This is a genomic window from Yersinia sp. KBS0713 (assembly GCF_005937895.2).
Lineage (GTDB): Bacteria > Pseudomonadota > Gammaproteobacteria > Enterobacterales > Enterobacteriaceae > Yersinia > Yersinia bercovieri.
Genome location: NZ_CP042173.1, coordinates 3,151,143 through 3,173,390, shown reverse-complemented (window position 1 = coordinate 3,173,390; position 22,248 = coordinate 3,151,143). Strand labels below are relative to the sequence as shown.

Sequence of the window (22,248 nt, the reverse complement as noted above, 5' to 3'; positions counted from 1 at the left end):
AGCCAATATTGTGGCTAATACGAAAGAACACTCATCTTAATTAGATTGTTATCGGCAATAATATTATTCCTGATAACAAAAAACGGATCTCCAATGGAAATCCGTTTTTTGTGTCTGCGGCATAAGGTGTAATAAGTTATTTCAGTGATGCAGGGCCTGAATGGATGTTCAGGCCCCAGCTTATTTGACCTCTAACCCTTTTGCTTGCAGGTCAGCGTGGTAAGAAGAGCGAACAAACGGGCCACAAGCCGCATGGGTAAAGCCCATCGCCATGGCTTCCGCCTTCATTTCGTCAAACTCAGCCGGGCTGACATAACGTTGTACCGGCAAGTGGTGACGGCTAGGTTGTAAATATTGGCCTAGTGTCAACATGGTTACCCCGTGACGGCGTAAATCCCGCATCACTTCAACGATTTCGGCATTGGTTTCACCCAAACCGACCATCAAACCAGACTTGGTTGGAATATCAGGATGCGCTTCTTTAAAGCGTTCCAATAATTTGAGCGACCACTCGTAGTTAGCACCGGGGCGCACTTGGCGATAGACCCGTGGCACGTTTTCCAGATTGTGGTTAAACACATCGGGTGGTGTCGCCGTCAAAATCTCTAATGCGCGATCCATACGGCCACGGAAATCAGGCACCAGCGTTTCAATCTTAATGGTGGGATTCTTGGCACGAATAGCGGAGATACAATCAGCAAAATGCTGAGCACCGCCATCACGCAGGTCATCACGGTCAACCGAGGTGATAACGACATAGCGCAAGCCCATATCTTGAATGGTCTGACCCAGTTTTTCCGGCTCATTGGCATCCGGGGCAACTGGGCGGCCATGTGCCACGTCGCAGAATGGGCAACGGCGAGTACAGATAGCGCCGAGGATCATAAAGGTCGCGGTACCGTGGTTGAAGCACTCAGACAAGTTAGGGCAGGAGGCTTCTTCGCAAACCGAGTGCAGACCGTTTTTGCGCATTGCGGCCTTAATGCCCTGAATACGGCTGGAGTCGGCAGGGAGTTTGATTTTCATCCATTCGGGTTTACGCAGCAGCTCCTGACGTTCGGTAACCACGGTTTTAATCGGGATTAACGCCATTTTATCTGCGTCACGGTATTTTACGCCGCGTTCCATCTGAATCGGTTTACTCATAATCGTGCAGGTTCCAGTTCTGAATCTCTCAATTTGAGATTTTTTATTGAATTCAACGTGATGCGGCGATCGTTAAAAAATATTTGAAAATTGTATAAAAATTATATCATCTGTCGCGGTCAACTAAAACTGGCCACCCCATTCCGCCCCCATTTATTCTTCTTACTCGACGTCGTCGGGCAACTGGGTAACTTACAGTGCATCAGGGGAGAGATAATCACTTAATGACCAGGGTTGCAGTTCGGCGTCGGGGTAACCTAGCTGATGGGTGAATTGGCGCACTAATACCGGCTGGATATCAGCCACGGTTGTACCCGCTTGCAATGCACTAACTTGAGTCATCTGCATGCCCGCATAGCCACAGGGGTTAATGCGCTGGAAGGGTTGCAGATCCATGGCAATATTCAGTGCCAGACCGTGAAACGAGCAGCCTCTGCGGATACGTAGCCCCAGTGAGCATATCTTTTGCTGACCAACATAGACGCCGGGTGCATCCGGGCGGGCTTGTGAATCAATGCCAAAAGAGGTCAGTGTCTGTATCACCGTATTCTCAATAGCCGTCACTAACTGCCGCACGCCCATTTTGGCGCGTTTGAGGTCAATCATGATATACATCACCTGCTGCCCGGGGCCGTGGTAGGTGACTTGACCGCCCCTGTCACTTTGGATAACCGGAATATCGCCGGGCATCAGAACATGTTCAGCTTTTCCTGCCTGGCCCTGAGTAAAGACGGGTTGATGCTCCACCAGCCAGATTTCATCCGGCGTAGCATCAGTGCGAAACTCAGTGAAGTCATGCATAGCTTGGGATACGGGGGGGTAGGGTTGCAACCCCAATTGACGTAAAATGATCTTGTGTTGTTGCAAGCGAGTCATCATCTGGTTACAGAAATGGTGGCGTCAGTATACCAGCCCAGTTGTGTGGGGCTACTATTTTGGCATTTAAAAAAATAGGACCCGGAGTGGGATTCACCCGTCCGGGCCATTATCTGAGTAGATTGGATATTTTCCCTGTCACCAAATGTACCGGTTACAGCACCATCCGCACCAGTTCAAGCTTACCTAACTCTTCGTACAGTGTCTCCACCTGCTCAATATGGGTGGCGGTGATGGTGATGGAGACGGAGTGATAGTTGCCTTTGCTGCTCGGTTTTACCTGCGGGGAGTAGTCACCCGGAGCATGGCGCTGTACCACTTCAACCACCTGGTTAACCAACTGAGGTTCAGCAATGCCCATTACCTTGTAGGTAAAAGAACAAGGGAACTCAAGCAGTTCGTGCAGTTTAGTTTTCATGTGCGCTCCTGGGTTGTGTCGCCGAATGATAAAGAGCATTCGACTATAAAATTATAACTCCCGCCGGAGCGGGAGTTTTATATTATTTATAATGTGGGGGCGATTTTCTGGCTTTCAAGCGCCAACCGATTAGCCGAACCAGCGGTGGAACATCAGTTTGATGTAATCCACCATGCGGCTAAAGATCCCGCCCTCTTTCACTTCGTTCATTACTACCAGTGGGCGCTGGTCGATGGTTTTGCCATCCAACTGGAAGTTAATCATCCCAACAACCTGATTTTTCGCCAATGGAGCATGAATTTCAGGTGTATTCAGCACATAGCTGGCTTTCAGATCTTTCATGCGGCCACGTGGGATGGTCAGGTAAACGTCTTTATCAACACCCAACTGCACGCGATCACTGTCACCGAACCAGACGGGTTCTGAAGCAAACTCTTTACCCACTTTCAGCGGTGCCACAGTTTCGAAGAAACGGAAGCCCCAGGTTAGCAGTTTTTTACTCTCGGTTTCGCGGCCTTTATAGGTGCGACCACCCAGTACTGCTGAGATCAACCGCATCTGCCCATCAGTGGCTGAGGCCACCAAATTATAGCCAGCAGAGGCGGTATGACCGGTTTTGATGCCATCAACATTCAAACTGGTATCCCACAGTAGACCGTTACGGTTCATCTGGCGGATATTGTTGAAGGTGAACTCTTTCTCTTTGTAGATAGCATACTCATCCGGCACATCACGAATCAGTGCTTGCCCAATCAGCGCCATATCGCGCGCAGAGCTATATTGACCCTCGGCATCTAAGCCGTGCACGGTTTTGAACTGGGTATTTTTCAAACCCAGCGCGTTAACGTAGTTATTCATCAGGTTAACGAATGAGTCCTGGCTACCGGCGACATAATCGGCCATAGCAACACAGGCATCGTTACCCGATTGCAGGTTGATACCCCGGGTCAGTTTAGAAACCGGGACGCGGTCGCCGGGTTTCAGGAACATCAACGAGGAGCCTTGGAACTCCGGATTACCCGTCGCCCAGGCATCTTTACCCACGGTAACCATATCTTCCGGCCCGATTTTACCGGCTTTGATTGCCTGACCAATAACATAGCTGGTCATCATTTTGGTCAAACTGGCCGGGTTGCGACGGGCATCAGCATTCATTTCTGCCAATACTTTGCCGGAGTTGTAATCAATCAGAATATAGGCTTCCGCGTCGATCTGTGGCACGCCGGGGATCATGGTTTTCAGATTGACGTCATCAGCGTTTGCAGCAGAAGCTGCGCTCATAACAATAACAGTGCCGAGCGCCAGGCTCTTGATAATGCGAGAAGTAGTTACATATTTCATGATCAGGACAACAACATCCGTGGGAGTAAGTTAAGAACGTGCCACACTATAACATACCCTGTTCAATTGGCGTTGCAGCTGTGTTAGCCGCTCTCACTTATCCGAATCACTGACTTGAGTCAGCTCATTGGGATTCGCTCTTTTGCTGCCTTGCAGCAATGCTAATCAGTTTGGGGTACATCAATGTGGCGTTTATACTTTCAACCGTAACATCCTGTTTGTACAGTCGGTTACGGTTTTTTTAATGAGATAAGCCTTAAATTGCTACAAGGTATGTAGATTTAAGGTGCAGCAACCACAAATGATTGCTGCTGTGCTTCGCTCGACAGGCGCTGTTGCAGTTCAACCGCCTGTTGACGGCTGCTAAATGGCCCCAGTTGGACACGATGCACACTGCCATTGGTTGCTACTTTGCCCGGCACGCCGAAACGTTGGCTTAAGCTTTGCTGCCAGGTTTGCGCCCGCTGAGCATCGCTCAATGCACCGACCTGAACCACATAACCGCCTGATGTTGCCGTGGCAGTTGATGCTGCGGCTACTGATGACGTCACGGGGCCTGGGTTGGCAACAACCGGTGGGCTGACGGATGCCTCGCTCATCGCTGATGGTGCAGTCGCGGCGGGTTCTGATCCTTCCAGCACGCCAACGGGGACTGGGGTCGATGCACGTAGGAAGCCGCTACTTTGTGGCGCGACTGGCTGCGTGGCGTCAGCGCCAGACAAACTACTATTATCGATAGGGCGCACCGGTGCACTGACTGCGGGCGCATCCTGCTGTATTGGAGTCCCCATTCCGCTGGAGCCTAAATCCGGGCGGCTTGGCAATGCATAACTTTGCTTGGCGATAGTGGTGCCAACCATCCCGGGGCCTGAGAGCGAACCATCGGGTGCAACATTGATAAAATCAATCTTCACTTTGGTGTTATTGGAGATATTCAGGCGATCGGCAGCCGCTTTGGATAAGTCAATCACCCGCCCTGGGGTGTATGGGCCACGGTCATTCACGCGCACCACAATCTGGCGACCATTGCTGATGTTGGTTACCCGCACATAACTTGGGATCGGCAGTGTCGGGTGGGCGGCGGTTAAGGCATTGGGATCAAAGGTTTCACCCGTCGCCGTGGTGTTGCCGTTAGCTTCTTCACCATACCAGGCAGCAAGGCCGGTCTGAGAGAAGTTTTGCGGATCTTTGATGATGCTGTAGGAGTGACCATTAACCTTATAATCCTGATTGAAATTAGGATTGAAAGGCTCGTAGCGCGGCTCAGCACCGCCGATCTCGACTACCGGGCCGTTGTACGTCTGTTGCACCTGTTGCTGGGGTGCCGGGGGCTGACTGGTACATGCTGATAACAGCACACCTGCGATGCCGATCCAAAGCCATTCCTTACGCATTGCTCACCTCTATAAATTCTTAGATAACATTTTTCGATGAGTATGTATCGACATCACGATACCAAACCCGGCCATCAGAACTATCAGCGCCGAGCCTCCGTAGCTGACCAAAGGCAAAGGTACGCCAACCACAGGTAAAATTCCACTGACCATACCTATGTTAACAAACACATAAACAAAGAGTATCAGCATTAATCCCCCGACCATAACACGGCCAAAGGTGGTTTGTGCATGGGCGGCAATCACCAGACCGCGCATGATCAGACACAGATAAAGTGCTAAAAGCACCAAGAAGCCAATTAATCCCAACTCCTCTGCCAATACGGCAAAGATAAAGTCGGTATGGCGTTCCGGTAGGAATTCCAATTGCGACTGAGTGCCGTGTAACCAGCCTTTGCCCGATAATCCGCCTGAACCAATCGCAATTTTAGATTGAATAATATGATAACCCGCACCGAGCGGATCACTTTCCGGGTCCAGTAGCATCATCACGCGATCTCGCTGATAACCATGCATCAGGAAGAACCACAAAATAGGAATAAACCCAGCGACCAGGACGGCAGCAATGGCGATTAAGCGCCAGCTCATCCCCGAAAGGAACAAGACAAATAGACCCGAAGCCGCAATCAGGATTGATGTGCCAAGGTCAGGTTGAGCGGCCACCAGTAAGGTCGGCATAAAGATTAAAATTAACGCGATACCGGTATTTTTCAGTGAAGGAGGGCAGACATCACGGTTCATAAACCGAGCAACCATCAACGGCACTGCAATTTTAGCAATTTCAGAGGGTTGGAAGCGGATAAAGCCCAAATCCAACCAGCGCTGAGCCCCTTTACTGATCTGACCAAAAGCATCAACCAAGACCAGTAAAATCACGCAAACGAAATAGAGATAGGGCGCCCAGCTTTCATAGACGCGTGGCGGTATCTGCGCCATCACTAGCATGACAACCAGACCCATGGCAATTTGGCCCACCTTGCGCTCCATCATGCCCATGTCCTGCCCGCTTGCGCTCCACATCACGAAGGCGCTATAAGCCAGCAGCGCCAGGACGCAAAGCAGAAACGGCAGGTCAATGTGCATTTTGTACCACAAAGAGCCTTTTTGTTGATTATCAGTCATGAGTTACCTTAATCCACTTCAGCTAATCTGCTTCTACACCCGGAGGAAGAGGGGCCGCATCCGGTAATTCAGTATTGTTATCACCTAACAAAATGTGGTCGAGGATTTGGCGAGTAATGGTGCCTACCGCCGGCCCTGCACCGCCATTTTCCAGAATCATGGCGACAGAGACCGTAGGGTTGTCGTAAGGGGCAAAGGCAACCATCAATTTGTGGTCACGTAAGTGCTCCGCGACTTTGTGCGCATTATAGGTTTCATAACTGTAAACCTGTGCTGTCCCTGATTTTGCCGCAGCCTTATAGGGCGTGCCTTCAAAGAATTTACGACCCGTCCCGTTGGGGCGGTTAGCAACACCATACATGCCATCTTTGGCGATCTCCCAATAGCCGGAGTGAATATCGCCAATTTGCGTGGTATCTTCTTGTTTATAGGGCACTAATACACCATCAACTCGGGTGCTTTGCAGCAGATGTGGGGTTTTAACCGCCCCATCATTAATCAGTGTCATTAATGCTTTTGCCATCTGAATGGGTGTGGCTGTCCAATAACCCTGACCGATACCTACTGGGATAGTATCCCCTTGATACCAAGGTTTTTTATGGCGTTTTTGTTTCCATTCACGAGTTGGCATCAGACCCGCCCGCTCTTCGGATAGATCAATACCAGTATATTCACCGTAACCGAACTTGGTCATCCAGGCGGACAAACGGTCAATCCCCATGTCATAAGCCACCTGATAGAAGAAGGTATCCGCCGACTCCTCCAGTGCCTTGGTGACATTCAATCGGCCGTGGCCCCACTTTTTCCAGTCGCGGAAACGTTTTTCCGAACCGGGTAGTTGCCACCAGCCGGGATCGAACAGGCTGGTATTTTTGGTGATGACATTCGCACTCAGTGCAGACACAGCGATATAAGGTTTTACCGTCGACGCCGGCGGGTAGACACCTTGGGTCGCGCGGTTAATTAGTGGGCGATTGGGATCATTCAGTAGCCCCTGATAATCTTTGTTGGTGATGCCATCGACAAATAGATTCGGGTCATAACTTGGATTCGACACCAAAGCCAATATGCCGCCTGTGCGGGGGTCAGTAACCACGACTGCCGCACGGCTACCGCTAAGCAATTGTTCAATATAGGTTTGCAGGTGTAAGTCGAGGGTCAGATAGATATCTTTGCCGGCCTGCGGCGGCTGCTCATGCAACTGGCGAATCACCCGGCCACGGTTATTGACTTCAACTTCTTCATAGCCGGTTTTACCGTGCAATACGGATTCATAATAGCGCTCAATACCGAGCTTGCCGATATCGTGGGTGGCGGCATAGTTAGCAAGAATGCCCTCTTTATCCAACCGTTCGACATCTTTATCGTTGATCTTGGAAACATAACCGATAACGTGAGTCAGGGCAGAGCCGTATGGGTAGAAGCGGCGCTGATAGCCTTTGACTTCAATACCGGGGAAGCGGAATTGGTTAACGGCGAAACGGGCAACCTGAACCTCAGTCAGCGGTGTTTTAACCGCAATGGAGGTAAAGCGACGTGAGCGCTTACGCTCTTTTTCAAAGTTAGCGATATCCTCATCCGTCAGATCCACTATCGGGCGTAGTGCATTGAGCGTGGCGGGGAGGTCTTCGATTTTTTCCGGCATCAATTCTAATTGATAAATGGTCCGGTTCATTGCCAGTGGGGTGCCGTTACGGTCAAATATCATGCCACGGCTGGGGGCGATAGGTACTAGCTTGATGCGGTTTTCATTGGAGCGGGTGCGATAGTCTTCGAAACGCACTATCTGCAAATTGTACATGTTTGCGACCAATACCCCACTTAGCAGCAGGATACCGAGAAAAGCCACTAAGGCGCGGCGGACAAACAGGGCTGACTCAGCCGAATAGTCGCGAAAAGAGTTAGGTTCTTTTTTCATCCCGCAGCTACTTCATATTGCCCAAAACCAGCATTTGTCCTAAAACTCGCACTTTACTCAATGCCATCATTTTACTCAGGTTCATCGCCCGCTTATTCCCGGTGATAGGGGTGATTGGTCGTAATACTCCAGGCGCGATAGAGGCTCTCGGCCACTAATACACGCACTAAAGGATGGGGTAGCGTTAGCACTGAGAGCGACCAGCTCTGCTCGGCGGCAGCTTTACAGGCCGGGGCTAACCCCTCAGGCCCGCCAATCAACAGACTGACATCACGGCCATCCTGCTTCCAGCGCTCTAATTGCTGAGCTAATTGCGGGGTCTCCCAGGGAGTGCCTGGGATATCCAGCGTGACAATGCGGTTGTTTTTGCCAACCGCCGCCAGCATTAGCTCGCCCTCTTTTTCCAAAATGCGTTTGATATCGGCATTTTTGCCCCGCTTACCTGCCGGTATCTCTACCAACTCTAAGGGCATATCTTTGGGAAAGCGGCGCAGGTAATCGGTAAAACCTGTCTGCACCCAGTCAGGCATTTTAGTGCCGACGGCTACCAGTTGCAGTTTCACCGCTTAGCTCCAGAGTTTTTCCAGTTCATACAGACGGCGGCTCTCTTCTTGCATCACATGGACAATCACTTCGCCCAGATCAACCACAACCCAGTCAGAGACACCCTGACCTTCAACGCCCAGTGGGATCATGCCTGCAACACGGGACTCTTGTACCAGATTATCTGCCAGAGCCATAACATGGCGGGTCGAGGTACCGGTGCAGATGATCATGCAATCAGTGATACTGGACTTACCTTGAACATCCAGAGCAATAATGTCCTGGCCTTTCAAATCATCGAGCTTGTCGATAACAAATTCTTGGAGCGCTTTACCTTGCAAAGGTTCCCCCTCGGGTGTTTTCTGTCTATACCCTTCGTCCTTGAAGTTGCAGGGTTGTTAGCTACACTAACTCACCCGAATCACTTACTAATGTAAGCTCATCGGGATGCGTGCGCTTGCTGCCTACCTGCAACGCCAAGTTCTTTGGATATATAATGTTCTTAGGTACTGTTTTGCGGGAGATTCCGCGAACAGTTACCGGTATGAACAGTTATAATGTATCGGTTTTTCAGTGAATACCTGAAATTTAGCGGCGGAGTATAACATGGGTCAATGCGTCGCGATATAAACCCTCAGCCGCGATACAAACCTTGTAATTCAATATATCGCTGCACAGCACGTGGTAGCAGGTCATCGCAACTTTCACCATGATGACGTCGGTGGCGAATATCAGTTGCAGAAATGTCCAACAGTGGTGTATCTGCCAAATAGATTGCCCCCTGTGGCCGCAGGCTCAACGCGAGTGGATCAAAGACCCGGTGTTCGTCGAGCCACTGCTGCAACGCTGGTGTTTCCAGTGTTTGGGCATAACCAGGGCGGGCACAGACCAACAGATGGCACACATCTAACAGTGATTCCCAGCGATGCCACTTATGCAGTGACAATAATGAATCCTGCCCAATGATAAACGCTAACGGCACTTCAGCACCACGTTCTTTACGCAGAGATTCAAGTGTATCGATGGTGAATGATGGCGTGTCACGTAATAACTCTCGTGAATCAACGCTAAACAGCGGATTATCGGCAATCGCCAACTCAACCATTTTCAGCCGTTGCTGTGCATTGGCCTCAGGTTGAGGGCGATGAGGCGGCACATGATTAGGCAGTAAAATAATGTGTTGCAGGCCCACTTGTTGCGCCAAAGCTTCAACTGGCTTCAAATGGCCATAATGAATTGGATCAAAAGTACCGCCGAACAGGGCATGTAGGGTGCGAGTCGGGGAGTTATTGGGCATTAAAAAAGCTCTCAGGTAAAATTTTGCCACACATCAGCATAGATAGCGTTTCTAACTCAGGCCAGATTGATTGACCATAATCCTGTTTCAGGCGAATTTCCATTTGTGTCAGCAAATGAACGGCTTGTTGCAGTTGCTGCATGGAGAGACGTTGCAGTGCCTGAGTCATCATTGGGCGGCGGTTCTGCCACACTTTGAATTGATCAAACAAGGCGCGTAGCGGCACCTGATCCATACGCCGTTTCAGTGTTAACAACTGCAATAATTCACGCTGTAGAGTGCGCAGCAAAATAATGGGTTCGCTATCTTCTTGCTGTAACTGTTGCAGGATATGCCAGGCGCGTTTGCTTTTACCGGCCAATAAGGCATCCAGCCAGTGATACGGCGTAAAATGCGCGGCATCATTGACCGCTTGTTCTACTTTTGGCAGTGTCAATTTGCCATCGGGGTAGAGTAATGAGAGGCGTTCCAGTGCTTGCGATAGCGCCAGCAGATTGCCTTCGTAGCAGTAACACAGCAGTTGAATGGCGGCATCATCAATGTCGAGATTCAGGCTCTTGGCTCGCGTGCTGACCCAGCGTGGCAGCTGTGCCTGTTCGGGGGTTTGGCAACTAACCAAAACGCCGTTGGTGCTGAGTGCCTTAAACCAGGCACTATTTTCTTGTGCTTTGGTGAGCTTATTTGCCCGCAAAATCAGCAAAATATCAGGGTGCAATAGCCCGGCTAATTTGACCAATTGCTCATTCATCGGTGCCGTCAACCCACTATCAGGAAAACTCAATAGCAGTGTCTGGCGGCTGGCAAATAGGCTCAGTGCCTGACAGAGGCTAAAGATACTCTCCCATTCAGTATGGGCATCTAGCGTAAAGCTGAAATGTTCGGTGAAATCATGTTGTGCTGCCACCCGACGAATATGGTCCTGACTCTCCTGCAACAGTAGCGGCTCATTGCCACATAGCAGATAGCTTGTGCGCAGCCCCTCATGGAGCTGCGCGACAAGTTGTTCAGGGTAGACTCGGATCATTGGGCGGAGTTACTGGCTGCGGGTTTGCCAATATTGATCTCTTTGACCGGGGCCATTTTAGTGGCGCTGGTTGCGTTGTTGCCGCTAACCGATTTATCGCCATTTTCCTGCCCATTTTTGATCTCCGCAGCATGCACGGTTAGGAGCTGCCGCACTAACTGCTGGGCTGCCTGAACACGCATCTCTTGGCGAAGAACCTCAGCTTCTGCATCTTTTGCAAGTGCAGTCAACGGGTTATCGAAGAAGGTGCGGAAGATATTGACCCGCAGTGGGTAGATATCATGGCCCGGTATTAATACCTGCGCCTGCACATGCAACACTAACTGATACTCAGCCGTTACACCGTTGCGGAATATTGACACGGTATCCTGATTTTCGGATGAGCCAATAATCCGCAAGGCCGGTAGGTCTTTGCGCATTGGGTCATCAACAATGGTGACGTTGCTTAAACGCAATTGTTGACGCACTGCACGGGTTAGCGGGCCATAAGGGTCAGCACTTTCCAGTAGTAATTTTTGCAGTTCAGGCGGCACCTGAGTGGTGCCACGCAGATTAAAGCCACAGCCAGCGGTGACCAGCACCGCCAACCCCAGCAACAGCGTCAGAATAGGATGTCGCACAACTCCTCCTTGTCTTAACCCACAACCAGGTTAAGCAGTTTGCCAGGGACATAGATGACTTTACGCACAGTAACTCCATCCAGGTATTTAGCCACCAAGTGCTCTTGACCAGCACGTTCGCGAACTTGTTCTTCAGTGGCATCGGCAGGCACTGTAATTCTGCCACGCACTTTACCATTAACCTGTACGACAACTAATTTAGAGTCTTCGATCATCGCTTGTTCATCGGCGATTGGCCATGGTGCGGTATCAATATCACCTTCGCCACCCAGCGCTTGCCACAAAGTGAAGCAGACGTGAGGGGTAAATGGATAAAGCATACGCACCACTGCCAGTAATGCTTCTTGCAGCAGAGCGCGGTCTTGCTCCGTTTCTTGAGGGGCGCGGCCCAACTTGTTCATCAACTCCATTACCGCTGCGATGGCGGTATTGAAGGTTTGGCGGCGACCCACGTCATCGGTGACCTTGGCAATCGTCTTGTGCAGGTCACGACGCAGGGATTTTTGCTCATTCGTCAGGTTGGCAATATCCAACGGGGCAGTTGCGCCTTTTGCGGTGTGATCAAAGACCAGACGCCAGACACGTTTCAGGAAGCGGTTTGCTCCCTCAACGCCAGACTCTTGCCACTCCAACGTCATTTCTGCCGGGGATGCAAACATCATAAACAGGCGTACGGTATCCGCACCGTATTTCTCTACCATAACCTGCGGGTCTATACCGTTATTTTTCGATTTCGACATTTTGCTCATGCCGGCATACACCAGTTCATGGCCTTCAGCATCGGTCGCTTTAATAATGCGGCCTTTATCATCACGCTCGACGACAGCATCCACAGGCGAAACCCAAATACGTTCACCGCTAGTGCCGGTGTAGTAGAAGGCATCAGCCAATACCATGCCCTGACACAGCAGGCGCTTGGCTGGCTCGTCGGAATCCACCAGACCTGCATCACGCAGCAATTTGTGGAAGAAACGGAAGTACATCAGGTGCATGATGGCATGTTCAATACCACCGACATACTGATCGACCGGCAGCCAGTAGTTAGCGGCGGCGGGGTCGAGCATACCTTCATCAAATTGTGGGCAGGTGTAGCGTGCGTAGTACCAGGATGACTCCATAAAGGTATCGAAGGTATCGGTTTCACGTAGGCCCGGCATGCCGTTGACGGTGGTTTTAGCCCACTCAGGGTCAGCTTTGATTGGGCTGGAGATACCGTCCATCACCACATCTTCTGGCAGAATAACCGGCAGTTGATCTTCTGGTGTGGGCACCACAGTGCCGTCTTCCAGTGTCACCATTGGGATTGGGGCACCCCAATAGCGCTGACGGGAGACACCCCAGTCACGCAGGCGGTAATTGACTTTGCGCTGGCCAACACCGAGTGCGACCAGTTTGTCGGCAATAGCATTAAAGCCATCTTCATAATTCAGGCCATCAAACTCGCCAGAATTGAACAGGGTGCCTTTTTCGGTCAGGGCCTCTTTGGTGACATCTGGTTCGCTGCCGTCTGCGGCCAAAATAACCGCTTTGATTGGCAGGTGGTATTTGGTGGCGAACTCCCAGTCACGGGCATCGTGGCCTGGAACGGACATGACTGCGCCAGTGCCGTAATCCATCAAGACAAAGTTAGCAGCCCAGATAGCCAGTTTCTCGCCAGTCAGCGGGTGGATGGCGTAGAGACCGGTCGCCATGCCTTTTTTCTCCATGGTAGCCATTTCAGCTTCGGCAACCTTGGTGTTACGGCATTCAGCAACAAAATCGGCCAGTGCAGGGTTGGTTTCAGCCGCTTGCAGTGACAGAGGGTGGCCGGCAGCAACCGCCAGATAGGTTACGCCCATAAAGGTATCTGGACGGGTGGTATAAACGGAGAGTTTCTCTTCGCTATCCAGCACCTCAAAAACGATATCAACGCCTTCGGAGCGGCCAATCCAGTTGCGTTGCATGGTTTTCACCTGCTCAGGCCAGCTTTCCAGCGTGTCCAGATCATTAAGCAACTGATCAGCGTAATCGGTGATTTTGATAAACCACTGTGGGATCTCTTTACGTTCAACTTTGGTATCACAACGCCAGCAGCAACCGTCGATCACTTGCTCGTTAGCCAGCACGGTCAGATCGTGTGGACACCAGTTAACCGCCGAGGTCTTTTTGTAGACCATGCCTTTTTCGTACAACTTGGTGAAGAACCACTGTTCCCAACGGTAGTAGTCAGGTTTACAGGTGGCAATTTCACGATCCCAGTCGTAGCCGAAGCCCAGTAGTTTCAACTGGTTCTTCATGTATTCAATATTGTCGTAAGTCCAGGGGGCCGGCGCGGTGTTGTTTTTTACCGCAGCGCCTTCCGCAGGCAGGCCAAATGCATCCCAGCCAATCGGTTGTAACACGTTCTTGCCCAGCATACGTTGGTAGCGGGAGATAACATCACCAATGGTGTAGTTACGAACGTGGCCCATATGTAGACGCCCTGAAGGGTACGGCAGCATAGATAGGCAGTAATATTTTTCTTTGCTAGCGTCTTCAGTGACTTTAAACGTCTGCTTCTCTTGCCAGTGAAGTTGTACTTGCGTTTCGATATCTTCTGGGCGGTATTGCTCTTGCATGGCGGCCAGTGGTCCTATAGTGAAAAACAGCTACGCCTGTAGCATCATCTGTTTCATATCATAAAGAGAGATCCGCATAGCATAGCCGATAAGCGGCAGCGGCAACAACACTCAGCACCCTACAGGCGGTTTTTTCTGCGTAGTGGATGGCAGAAATCACCAAAGTGGGGGAGAAACAACCTGCGGGTACAGTGACCTTAGTCATTTACGACTAAAATTATTAACGTTAACTTTATTATCTAAGTAACAGGCTTGAAACCCAAAAGTCAGAGAGTCACCAGCTGTAGGGAGTTCGCCTGCTGACTGTTTTGTTTCATCACAACTTTGCTTTATCACAACTGTGCTTTATCACACCCGTGGATCGAGGAGACAATATGAACAAGGTAGCTCAATATTATCGCGAGTTAGTGACATCACTGACTGAACGCTTGAAAAATGGTGAACGTGATATCGATAAGCTGGTGGACAGCGCTGAACAGCGGCTGGATGCCGTTGAAGAGTTAACCCGCAGTGAAGTTGAGCAGATAATTCAGGCGGTGCGCCGTGATCTGGAGGAGTTTGCACGTAGCTATGAAGAGAGCAAGGATGAATTCAGTGACAGCGTCTTTATGCGGGTCATTAAAGAGAGTTTATGGCAGGAGTTGGCTGATATCACCGATAAAACTCAGCTAGAGTGGCGTGAAGTGTTTAAAGATGTCAGCCACCATGGGGTTTATCACAGCGGTGAGGTGGTCGGGCTAGGGAATTTGGTCTGTGAAAAGTGCCATCACCACCTGGCCTTCTATACCCCAGAAGTGCTGCCGCTCTGCCCAAAATGTGGTCATGACCAATTCAATCGCCGACCATTCCAGCCTTAGCCCTGCGAAGTAGGATCTGCCCCTCTCTCAGTTGAGGAGGGGCAGTACAGCAATTAATGCAGAATTTTTGCCAGGAAGTCTTTGGCGCGATCAGATTTTGGGTTGTTAAAGAAATCATCTTTGTTGCTGTCTTCGACGATCTTCCCCTCATCCATAAAGATAACCCGGTTAGCCACTTTACGGGCAAAGCCCATCTCGTGGGTCACCACCATCATGGTCATCCCTTCCAGTGCCAGTTTGACCATCACATCCAGCACTTCATTGATCATTTCTGGATCAAGGGCTGAAGTCGGTTCGTCAAATAGCATTGCAATGGGGTCCATACAGAGTGCGCGCGCAATCGCCACACGTTGCTGCTGGCCACCCGATAGCTGAGAAGGGAATTTGTCGGCGTGGGTAGTCAGGCCGACACGCTCTAACAGTTTCAGGCCCTTTTCACGGGCTGCGGCTTTATCGCGGCCCAACACTTTGATTTGCGCCAGTGTCAGATTTTCAATGATCGACAAGTGTGGGAAGAGTTCGAAATGTTGGAACACCATGCCCACTTTGGAACGCAACTGCGCCAAATTGGTCCCTTTATCATTCACACCAATACCATTAACCGTAATGCTGCCTTTTTGAATAGGTTCCAGCCCGTTCACGGTTTTAATTAAGGTTGATTTACCTGAGCCAGAAGGGCCGCAGACCACCACGACCTCACCTTTTTTAACTTCGGTGGTGCAGTCAGACAGCACCTGAAAGTGGCCGTACCACTTAGAAACATTTTTCAGGGAAATCATCAAACAGTCCTTTTCTTCAAATAGTTAACCAGCATCGATGCGGCAATACTGATAACGAAATAAACCAAACCGGCAAACAGCACCATTTCGACCCGAGTCCCGTCCCGCTCGCCAATATTGGTGGCGGTGCGGAAGAAATCGGCCAGGCTAAGGACATACACCAGTGATGTATCCTGAAATAACACTATTCCCTGAGTTAACAGCAGCGGCACCATGGCGCGGAAAGCTTGGGGCAGGATAACCAATCTCATCGACTGGCCTTGTGTCATGCCCAACGCCAGAGCGGCAGAAGATTGCCCACGGGAGATACTTTGGATACCCGCACGGATAATTTCTGAGTAATAGGCCGCTTCAAACAGCGAAAAGGCTACCATGGCGGAGATTAACCGAATATCAGTTTTTGGTGATAAGCCCAGCACATTTTGTAATAAGCTCGGGACCACCAGATAGAACCACAGTAGCACCATCACCAGCGGAATAGAGCGGAACACGTTGACATAGACGGTGGCAAACCAGCTGATGGCTTTAATCGGTGACAGGCGCATTACCGCCAGAACTGTCCCCCAGATAATCCCAAATACGATAGCGGTCAGGGTTATCTTGGCGGTAACAACCAAGCCTTGCAGTAGGTAAGGAATGCTGGGGCCGATAGAACTCCAATCAAATTCGTACATTATTTACTCCCCAGATTGCCGGGTAACTGCACTTTCTTCTCAACTAATCGCATCACCAGCATGATCACGGCGTTGATCAGCACATAACCAAGAGTGATGGCGGTGAAGGACTCATAAGCGTGAGCTGAATAATCCAGCAATTTACCCGCTTGTGCCGCCATATCCACCAGACCGATTGTTGAGGCGATCGCTGAGTTTTTAACCAGATTAACCATTTCTGAGGTCATCGGGGGAATAATCACCCGGTAAGCATTAGGCAATAAAACATAACGATAAGTCTGTGGCAGGGTTAACCCCATTGCCAGACCGGCCGCTTTCTGCCCCCGAGGCAGTGATTGGATCCCTGCCCGTACCTGTTCGCAAACCCGTGCGGCAGTAAATAAGCCAAGGCAAATCACGGAAGAGAGGAAGAACTGTATATTGGGGTCCAGCTCACTTTTAAACCACATGCCGATGTCAACTGGCAACAGCTCCGGGACCACCAGATACCAGGTAAAGAATTGTACAATCAAGGGGACGTTACGAAATAGTTCAACGTAACAGGTGCCTATTCCTGACAGAATTCGATTGGGTACAGTTCTTAAAATGCCAAACAGCGAGCCGATGAAAAAGGCGATCACCCATGCGCACAGTGACAACGCGATGGTGACTTGAAAGCCGGACCAAATCCAGCCGAGATAGGTGGTATTGCCGAAAGGGGCAGCTTGCAAGAAAATGCCCCAGTTCCAGTCTATTGACATAACGAACTCCCTTAAGAGGATGGATAAGCCATCCTGATGACTGATGATTCAATGCGTTGCGGCCTCCCGAGGGTGAACAAAAAAATGCGGAGTGGGGAACGGCCACCCCGCATCCTGTATCCCAATCGGTCCATCATCAATCAGTAGGGCAGGCAGTGCCCGCCCTGATTATTATTGTTAGTTCAATGCTTTATCGTTAGGTGCTTTGAACAGCGCCTTCATTTCATCAGACAGTGAGAAATTCAGGTTAAGATTTTTAGGTGGAATTGGATTTTTGAACCAGCGGTCAAATGACTTCTCCGCTACACCCGAAGTTTGTGCGGTGGCGATGGTTTCATCCAACAGTGCTTTGAACGCGGGGTCATTTTTCCGCAACATACAGCCGTAAGCTTCCTGAGACTGCGCGGTGCCGACGATATCCCATTGGTCTGGTTTCTTCGCTTTGGCACGTTCACCAGCTAACAATGCATCATCCATCATAAAGGCGACTGCGCGACCACTCTCCAATGTGCGGAAAGAGTCACCGTGGTCTTTGGCGCTGATGATACGCATATTCATGTTGTCTTTTTCATTCAACTTATTCAGCAGAACTTCAGATGTGGTTCCGGACGTGACCACGACAGTTTTACCTGCCAAGTCTTTGAAATCTTTAACTTCAGAACCTTTTTTGGTCAGCAAACGGGTGCCGACAACAAAAATGGTATTAGAGAACGAAGCTTGCTGCTGACGTTCCAGGTTATTGGTGGTAGAACCACACTCGAAATCAAAGGTGCCGTTTTGCAGTAGTGGAATACGGTTTTGTGACGTGATCGGAATCAGTTTTACCTGCAAATCAGGCGCGTTAAGTTTTTTCTTAACGGCATCAACGATCAGATCAGAATAATCTTGTGCATAACCCACCACTTTCTGCTGATTATCATAATAAGAGAAGGGAACGGAAGACTCACGATGACCCACCACGATAACGCCACTGTCTTTAATCTTCTTCAGAGTATCGACGGAGGCTTCCGCTTTCGCTGCGGGTTGTGCTGCCGCTTCTTCTGCTTGGGCTACGCCACTTGCCATCCCAGCTAACAGTAGCGCTAACGCCAATTTACGCATATGCATGGTCCAACTCCTTTGCTGTTGTTTTATTGCTTAATGTTGTGTTTAAAAACAATGTCATACAAAAATATCGTACAAAAAACGGTGTGCAGCTAAATGTTATTAGGCGAAAAATCGGTTTGTTTCGTTTTGGTGGTACAACCACCGATGTTTTGTTGGCCAACACGCGATTTTCGCTGTTACTTGTATCAGATTATCTTTAAAAAATAGCAAATTGTTATGCAAATGATGAATAAATGTTTGTTTTTTGAGACGCAAATCGCACCAAATAGAGGCAACAAAACATCCATGCACTGTAGTGGTGCGTAATGCGCCCTATAAATGTGCGGGCGAAAAACCGCGATCCTTCATTCGAAACTAACCTTTGTGTGCCTACTGCGGCAATACCCTACAATAGCTAAATGGTTGACCGGTATTTGCCGATAGTTAACACATTATGATTAGAAACAATGCAAGGTCTGTGCCAGTCGCAGGGATACCAGCAGGATAAAGCCCTGCTTATTGAGGGCTATCGGCGATAAATCGGAGGAAGGCTAATGAGTCAGTGCCCAGGTGGCGACTGCTTATTGTGGGTCAGCTTAACTGATGATTATTGAGTGCCAGATGGGCCTTAAATACCTCTAATGCCGTTGGAATATCTTCTTTCCCCACATGTTTTTCAGGATTCCACAAGTCGGCAAAGGTGATTGCGCGGCCACAATGGATAAATACCTCATCCACATCAATCACTAAGACAGTGCGGGCAGGGTGGCCGTTTTGGCTAAAGCGCTCACAAAGCGCCGGATCAACCGAAATTTTTGCGCGGCCATTCACCCGAAAACCTTCCGTCCAGCCTGGGATCAGGAACAAAATGCCGATAAACGGGTTATGCAGCAGATTGCGGATACCATCCAGGCGGTTATTCCCCGCACGGTCTGGCAGCATCAAGGTTTTGCTGTCCTGTACATGGATAAAGCCCGGCTCCCCGCCTTTTGGCGAGCAGTCTATCCCATTGGCACCCAGTGTACCCAACACGGCAAAAGGCGCAGCGGCGATCAGCTTTTTGGCGTAATCATCAATGTGATCTATTTGTTTTTTCAGTACATTTTTATTAGGAGCGGCGTAATGCTCATTTAATTGCGCTTCGGTGGTGAGGATAAATTCAGGATTCAGTGACATAAGGCTCTCAAATTGCAAATCATGCTAATTATTTGTACCAGACGGCAAGATAACAGCCGTGATAACGATTCGCAATACCGACAGTGGGGGAGCAAAAGTGAGGCTACGGGCATGTTGATGACATGCCCGCACGAGGCGCTATTTTTTATCAGCCTGGCACTTCTTGTCAGCGCGGCAGCGCAGCGCACGATAGAGGGTTAATCCCCCAAGAACCAGTGTGATGATCCACAGCGGCCATGAGCCAAAACGGGCGTAAGGTGTGATACCTGTCGTGGGCGTGACTTTCACTTCAAGCACCTGCTGAGTGAATTGCGGCAGCTGCGCCAGCACTTCACCACTGGGGCCTACTGCCGCAGTAATACCATTGTTAGTGCTGCGCAGCAAAGGGCGGCCCAATTCTAGCGCCCGCATACGTGCCATCTGGAAATGCTGCCAGGGGCCAATAGAGTGACCGAACCATGCATCATTTGAGATAGTCAGCAGGAAGTTGGTATCAGGGTTAAAGTTATCCCTTACTTGCTGGCCCAGCACGATTTCATAGCAGATGGCGGCCGTTAGGTTAAATCCGGCGACATTGAGCTGTGGTTGTACGTAACCCCCACGGCTAAATGATGACATCGGTAAATCAAAGAATGGGGCCAATGGGCGCAGCAGGGACTCCAGCGGCACAAACTCACCAAAGGGAACCAGGTGGTGTTTGCTATAACGATTGCGGGTTGGATATTGGTATGGCTCTTTACCCCCCAACACAATGATACTGTTGAAGAAGTGGTAACCCGTGCCCTCTGGACGACGTTGAGCATCAACAATCCCGGTAATCAGGCTGCTGTGATTTGCCCGCATCAAGCTATCGACCATGGTCAAGAAGGGGGCTTGATCGGTTTCAATATCGGGAATGGCCGACTCCGGCCAGATGATAATGGGGGCTTTCCCCATAAACGGGCGGGTTTCATCCAGATAAATTTGTAGCGTGGTCAGCAGGACTTTGGGGTCCCATTTCATTGACTGAGCAATATTACCCTGCACCATCGCAATATTAACCGCGCGTTCAGGCTCTGGTGTGAACCAGTGCAACTGGCGCAGCGGCCATGGCAGCAACAGCAGCGCCAGCGCAATCAGCGCAGCAGTGACACGGCGTTGATAGCCGGCATAGACCAGTAACCCGCTGATTGCCATCAACATAAATGTGATGCCATCAACACCGAGAATCGGCGCGATCCCCTGTAGTGGGCCATTAATCTGGCTATAACCAAATTGTAGCCACGGGAAGCCGGTCAACACCCAGCCGCGCAGGAACTCAGTCAGTTGCCACACTACCGGTGCGGCAATGGCTAACCGCCACCAGGTCGCTTTTGGGCAGATGCGCGCTAATACTCCGGCAAATAGCATGGTGTAGAGCGACAGATATGCGGCGAGTAGTACCACCAGGAAGATATTGATTGCCGTCGGCATACCGCCAAATTCGGCAATACTGACATACACCCAGTTAATACCGGTGCCGAACTGCCCCATCCCCCAACAAAAACCAATAAGTGCGGCTTGTTTGGTGCTGCGATTCAGTGTCAGGCTGAGTAAGCCAAATAGCGAAACGATAGCCGCCGGCCAGTGATCGAATGGCGAATAGGCCAGCGTACCGCAGGCGCCAAAAAATAGCGCCAGTAGGGCGCGAACCCACTGGCGTTGAAGGTATGAAGCAATAGGCATCGAGGATTTATTCTTCCAGTTTGGGTTGCGGAGCATCATCCGGGATTTTTACGTGAACCTGAATGATACGTCGGCTATCCGCCATGGCAACTTTAAATAAGTAACCTTCAATTTCAATGGTTTCACCTCGGGAAGGTAAGTGGCCAAACGCTTGCATGACCAAACCACCGATAGTGTCCACTTCATCGTCACTGAAATGGGTGTTAAACACTTCATTGAAATCTTCAATTTGGGTCAGCGCACGGATCGTATAGGTGTGCCGGCTGAGTTGACGGACATCTCTGTCCTCTTCATCGTCATACTCATCTTCTATTTCGCCTACGATCAGCTCAAGAATATCTTCAATGGTCACCAGCCCTGAAACGCCACCAAACTCATCAATGACAATGGCCATGTGATAGCGTTGAGAACGGAACTCCTTCAGCATCCGATCGACGCGCTTACTCTCTGGCACCACAATCGCCGGCCGTAAGACTTTATCAATGCTGAATGGCTCAGAATCTGTGCGCATAAACGGCAGCAGGTCCTTGGCCATCAGGATACCTTCGATGTGATCTTTGTCTTCGCTGATCACTGGAAAGCGGGAGTGAGCAGATTCAATAATCACATCCAGACACTCATCCAGCGTTTGATTACGCTTTAATGTGACCATCTGAGAACGGGGGATCATGATGTCCCGTACGCGCTGTTCGGCGATATCCATCACGCCTTCCAGCATGTCTCGGGTATCGGGATCGATCAGATCGTTCTGTTCAGAATCACGGATAAGCTCTACCAGATCGCCGCGGTTTTTAGGTTCACCGTGGAATAACTGGTTAAGGATAAGAGTAAAGAACCCTTTCTTGGGACTGGGGCTATCATTGTTTTGTGAGTGGTCGTCGCTCATGGCGTTTTAGTTAAGTTTACCCATATTAAGTGATCATCATTTCAGCCGCG

The 22,248-nt window shown here is 50.1% G+C and carries 21 protein-coding genes; 1 reads left to right on the top strand and 20 read right to left on the bottom strand.

The features are described from left to right. Positions 1-180 precede the first annotated feature (180 nt). From lipA to leuS, 13 genes are all read right to left on the bottom strand, one after another. Positions 181-1,146 carry a lipoyl synthase gene (gene lipA / locus FFE93_RS15085; RefSeq protein ID WP_005278076.1) on the bottom strand — a complete coding sequence of 322 codons (966 nt, stop codon included), beginning with the start codon at positions 1,144-1,146 and terminating at the stop codon, positions 181-183. A gap of 192 nt (positions 1,147-1,338) precedes the next feature. Then, on the bottom strand, positions 1,339-2,025 hold the full coding sequence (gene lipB, locus FFE93_RS15080) for a lipoyl(octanoyl) transferase LipB (RefSeq protein ID WP_005278075.1): 687 nt from the start codon (positions 2,023-2,025) through the stop codon (positions 1,339-1,341). A 151-nt stretch (positions 2,026-2,176) separates the two neighbouring features. Beyond that, positions 2,177-2,440, bottom strand: coding sequence for a DUF493 family protein YbeD (gene ybeD / locus FFE93_RS15075; RefSeq protein ID WP_032898667.1), 264 nt, complete (start codon positions 2,438-2,440; stop codon positions 2,177-2,179). Positions 2,441-2,569: 129 nt separating this feature from the next. After that, positions 2,570-3,781 carry a D-alanyl-D-alanine carboxypeptidase DacA gene (dacA, locus tag FFE93_RS15070; protein WP_032898665.1) on the bottom strand — a complete coding sequence of 404 codons (1,212 nt, stop codon included), beginning with the start codon at positions 3,779-3,781 and terminating at the stop codon, positions 2,570-2,572. Between the two features lie 281 nt (positions 3,782-4,062). Next, the gene (gene rlpA, locus FFE93_RS15065) at positions 4,063-5,175 is read right to left on the bottom strand and encodes an endolytic peptidoglycan transglycosylase RlpA (protein ID WP_032898663.1); all 1,113 of its coding nucleotides are present in this window, start codon (positions 5,173-5,175) and stop codon (positions 4,063-4,065) included. A 9-nt stretch (positions 5,176-5,184) separates the two neighbouring features. Beyond that, entirely contained in the window at positions 5,185-6,297 is a 1,113-nt protein-coding gene (gene mrdB, locus FFE93_RS15060) for a peptidoglycan glycosyltransferase MrdB (protein ID WP_005278071.1), read from the bottom strand. Between the two features lie 22 nt (positions 6,298-6,319). Further along, complete coding sequence (mrdA, locus tag FFE93_RS15055) at positions 6,320-8,215, bottom strand: peptidoglycan DD-transpeptidase MrdA (RefSeq protein WP_005278070.1); 1,896 nt, start codon at positions 8,213-8,215, stop codon at positions 6,320-6,322. Positions 8,216-8,307: 92 nt separating this feature from the next. Continuing rightward, positions 8,308-8,778, bottom strand: coding sequence for a 23S rRNA (pseudouridine(1915)-N(3))-methyltransferase RlmH (gene rlmH, locus FFE93_RS15050; protein ID WP_005278057.1), 471 nt, complete (start codon positions 8,776-8,778; stop codon positions 8,308-8,310). 3 nt (positions 8,779-8,781) lie between these two features. Further along, positions 8,782-9,099 (bottom strand): ribosome silencing factor, encoded by a 318-nt coding sequence (gene rsfS, locus FFE93_RS15045; RefSeq protein WP_004873320.1) that lies wholly within the window; start codon positions 9,097-9,099, stop codon positions 8,782-8,784. 293 nt (positions 9,100-9,392) lie between these two features. After that, positions 9,393-10,055, bottom strand: a complete 663-nt coding sequence (gene nadD / locus FFE93_RS15040; protein WP_049599505.1) for a nicotinate-nucleotide adenylyltransferase — start codon at positions 10,053-10,055, stop codon at positions 9,393-9,395. Further along, the gene (gene holA, locus FFE93_RS15035; protein WP_138775393.1) at positions 10,045-11,079 is read right to left on the bottom strand and encodes a DNA polymerase III subunit delta; all 1,035 of its coding nucleotides are present in this window, start codon (positions 11,077-11,079) and stop codon (positions 10,045-10,047) included. Before holA ends, nadD begins: the two co-directional genes overlap by 11 nt. Further along, positions 11,076-11,699, bottom strand: a complete 624-nt coding sequence (lptE, locus tag FFE93_RS15030) for an LPS assembly lipoprotein LptE (protein WP_005279108.1) — start codon at positions 11,697-11,699, stop codon at positions 11,076-11,078. The genes holA and lptE overlap by 4 nt, the downstream gene beginning before the upstream one ends. Before the next feature lie 14 nt (positions 11,700-11,713). Beyond that, complete coding sequence (gene leuS, locus FFE93_RS15025) at positions 11,714-14,296, bottom strand: leucine--tRNA ligase (protein ID WP_054872453.1); 2,583 nt, start codon at positions 14,294-14,296, stop codon at positions 11,714-11,716. Positions 14,297-14,670: 374 nt separating this feature from the next. On the opposite strand from leuS, the gene FFE93_RS15020 reads away from it, so the two are divergent. Beyond that, the gene (locus FFE93_RS15020) at positions 14,671-15,153 is read left to right on the top strand and encodes a zinc ribbon-containing protein (RefSeq protein ID WP_005279103.1); all 483 of its coding nucleotides are present in this window, start codon (positions 14,671-14,673) and stop codon (positions 15,151-15,153) included. A gap of 53 nt (positions 15,154-15,206) precedes the next feature. On the opposite strand, the gene FFE93_RS15015 is transcribed toward FFE93_RS15020, so the two are convergent. From FFE93_RS15015 to corC, 7 genes are all read right to left on the bottom strand, one after another. Next, entirely contained in the window at positions 15,207-15,932 is a 726-nt protein-coding gene (locus FFE93_RS15015) for an amino acid ABC transporter ATP-binding protein (protein WP_004873313.1), read from the bottom strand. After that, the gene (gltK, locus tag FFE93_RS15010; RefSeq protein WP_032898950.1) at positions 15,932-16,606 is read right to left on the bottom strand and encodes a glutamate/aspartate ABC transporter permease GltK; all 675 of its coding nucleotides are present in this window, start codon (positions 16,604-16,606) and stop codon (positions 15,932-15,934) included. The genes FFE93_RS15015 and gltK overlap by 1 nt, the downstream gene beginning before the upstream one ends. Next, positions 16,606-17,346 (bottom strand): amino acid ABC transporter permease, encoded by a 741-nt coding sequence (locus tag FFE93_RS15005; RefSeq protein ID WP_004873312.1) that lies wholly within the window; start codon positions 17,344-17,346, stop codon positions 16,606-16,608. Before FFE93_RS15005 ends, gltK begins: the two co-directional genes overlap by 1 nt. Positions 17,347-17,523: 177 nt before the next feature. Continuing rightward, the gene (locus FFE93_RS15000) at positions 17,524-18,453 is read right to left on the bottom strand and encodes a glutamate/aspartate ABC transporter substrate-binding protein (RefSeq protein ID WP_005279100.1); all 930 of its coding nucleotides are present in this window, start codon (positions 18,451-18,453) and stop codon (positions 17,524-17,526) included. 570 nt (positions 18,454-19,023) lie between these two features. After that, positions 19,024-19,608, bottom strand: a complete 585-nt coding sequence (locus FFE93_RS14990) for an MSMEG_1061 family FMN-dependent PPOX-type flavoprotein (RefSeq protein ID WP_005279099.1) — start codon at positions 19,606-19,608, stop codon at positions 19,024-19,026. 138 nt (positions 19,609-19,746) lie between these two features. Further along, positions 19,747-21,312 (bottom strand): apolipoprotein N-acyltransferase, encoded by a 1,566-nt coding sequence (lnt, locus tag FFE93_RS14985; protein ID WP_138775392.1) that lies wholly within the window; start codon positions 21,310-21,312, stop codon positions 19,747-19,749. Between the two features lie 7 nt (positions 21,313-21,319). After that, complete coding sequence (gene corC, locus FFE93_RS14980; RefSeq protein ID WP_004873307.1) at positions 21,320-22,198, bottom strand: CNNM family magnesium/cobalt transport protein CorC; 879 nt, start codon at positions 22,196-22,198, stop codon at positions 21,320-21,322. Between the last annotated feature and the right edge of the window lie 50 nt (positions 22,199-22,248).

What these genes read in the sequence shown, in the direction of transcription:
- FFE93_RS15000 (WP_005279100.1), bottom strand. Translation starts at nt 18,453, where the DNA reads ATGCATATGCGTAAATTGGCGTTAGCGCTACTGTTAGCTGGGATGGCA.
- FFE93_RS15015 (WP_004873313.1), bottom strand. Translation starts at nt 15,932, where the DNA reads ATGATTTCCCTGAAAAATGTTTCTAAGTGGTACGGCCACTTTCAGGTG.
- leuS (WP_054872453.1), bottom strand. Translation starts at nt 14,296, where the DNA reads ATGCAAGAGCAATACCGCCCAGAAGATATCGAAACGCAAGTACAACTT.
- dacA (WP_032898665.1), bottom strand. Translation starts at nt 3,781, where the DNA reads ATGAAATATGTAACTACTTCTCGCATTATCAAGAGCCTGGCGCTCGGC.
- FFE93_RS14990 (WP_005279099.1), bottom strand. Translation starts at nt 19,608, where the DNA reads ATGTCACTGAATCCTGAATTTATCCTCACCACCGAAGCGCAATTAAAT.
- gltK (WP_032898950.1), bottom strand. Translation starts at nt 16,606, where the DNA reads ATGTACGAATTTGATTGGAGTTCTATCGGCCCCAGCATTCCTTACCTA.
- FFE93_RS15005 (WP_004873312.1), bottom strand. Translation starts at nt 17,346, where the DNA reads ATGTCAATAGACTGGAACTGGGGCATTTTCTTGCAAGCTGCCCCTTTC.
- lipB (WP_005278075.1), bottom strand. Translation starts at nt 2,025, where the DNA reads ATGATGACTCGCTTGCAACAACACAAGATCATTTTACGTCAATTGGGG.
- corC (WP_004873307.1), bottom strand. Translation starts at nt 22,198, where the DNA reads ATGAGCGACGACCACTCACAAAACAATGATAGCCCCAGTCCCAAGAAA.
- nadD (WP_049599505.1), bottom strand. Translation starts at nt 10,055, where the DNA reads ATGCCCAATAACTCCCCGACTCGCACCCTACATGCCCTGTTCGGCGGT.
- ybeD (WP_032898667.1), bottom strand. Translation starts at nt 2,440, where the DNA reads ATGAAAACTAAACTGCACGAACTGCTTGAGTTCCCTTGTTCTTTTACC.
- FFE93_RS15020 (WP_005279103.1), top strand. Translation starts at nt 14,671, where the DNA reads ATGAACAAGGTAGCTCAATATTATCGCGAGTTAGTGACATCACTGACT.
- lipA (WP_005278076.1), bottom strand. Translation starts at nt 1,146, where the DNA reads ATGAGTAAACCGATTCAGATGGAACGCGGCGTAAAATACCGTGACGCA.
- mrdA (WP_005278070.1), bottom strand. Translation starts at nt 8,215, where the DNA reads ATGAAAAAAGAACCTAACTCTTTTCGCGACTATTCGGCTGAGTCAGCC.
- mrdB (WP_005278071.1), bottom strand. Translation starts at nt 6,297, where the DNA reads ATGACTGATAATCAACAAAAAGGCTCTTTGTGGTACAAAATGCACATT.
- holA (WP_138775393.1), bottom strand. Translation starts at nt 11,079, where the DNA reads ATGATCCGAGTCTACCCTGAACAACTTGTCGCGCAGCTCCATGAGGGG.
- rlpA (WP_032898663.1), bottom strand. Translation starts at nt 5,175, where the DNA reads ATGCGTAAGGAATGGCTTTGGATCGGCATCGCAGGTGTGCTGTTATCA.
- lnt (WP_138775392.1), bottom strand. Translation starts at nt 21,312, where the DNA reads ATGCCTATTGCTTCATACCTTCAACGCCAGTGGGTTCGCGCCCTACTG.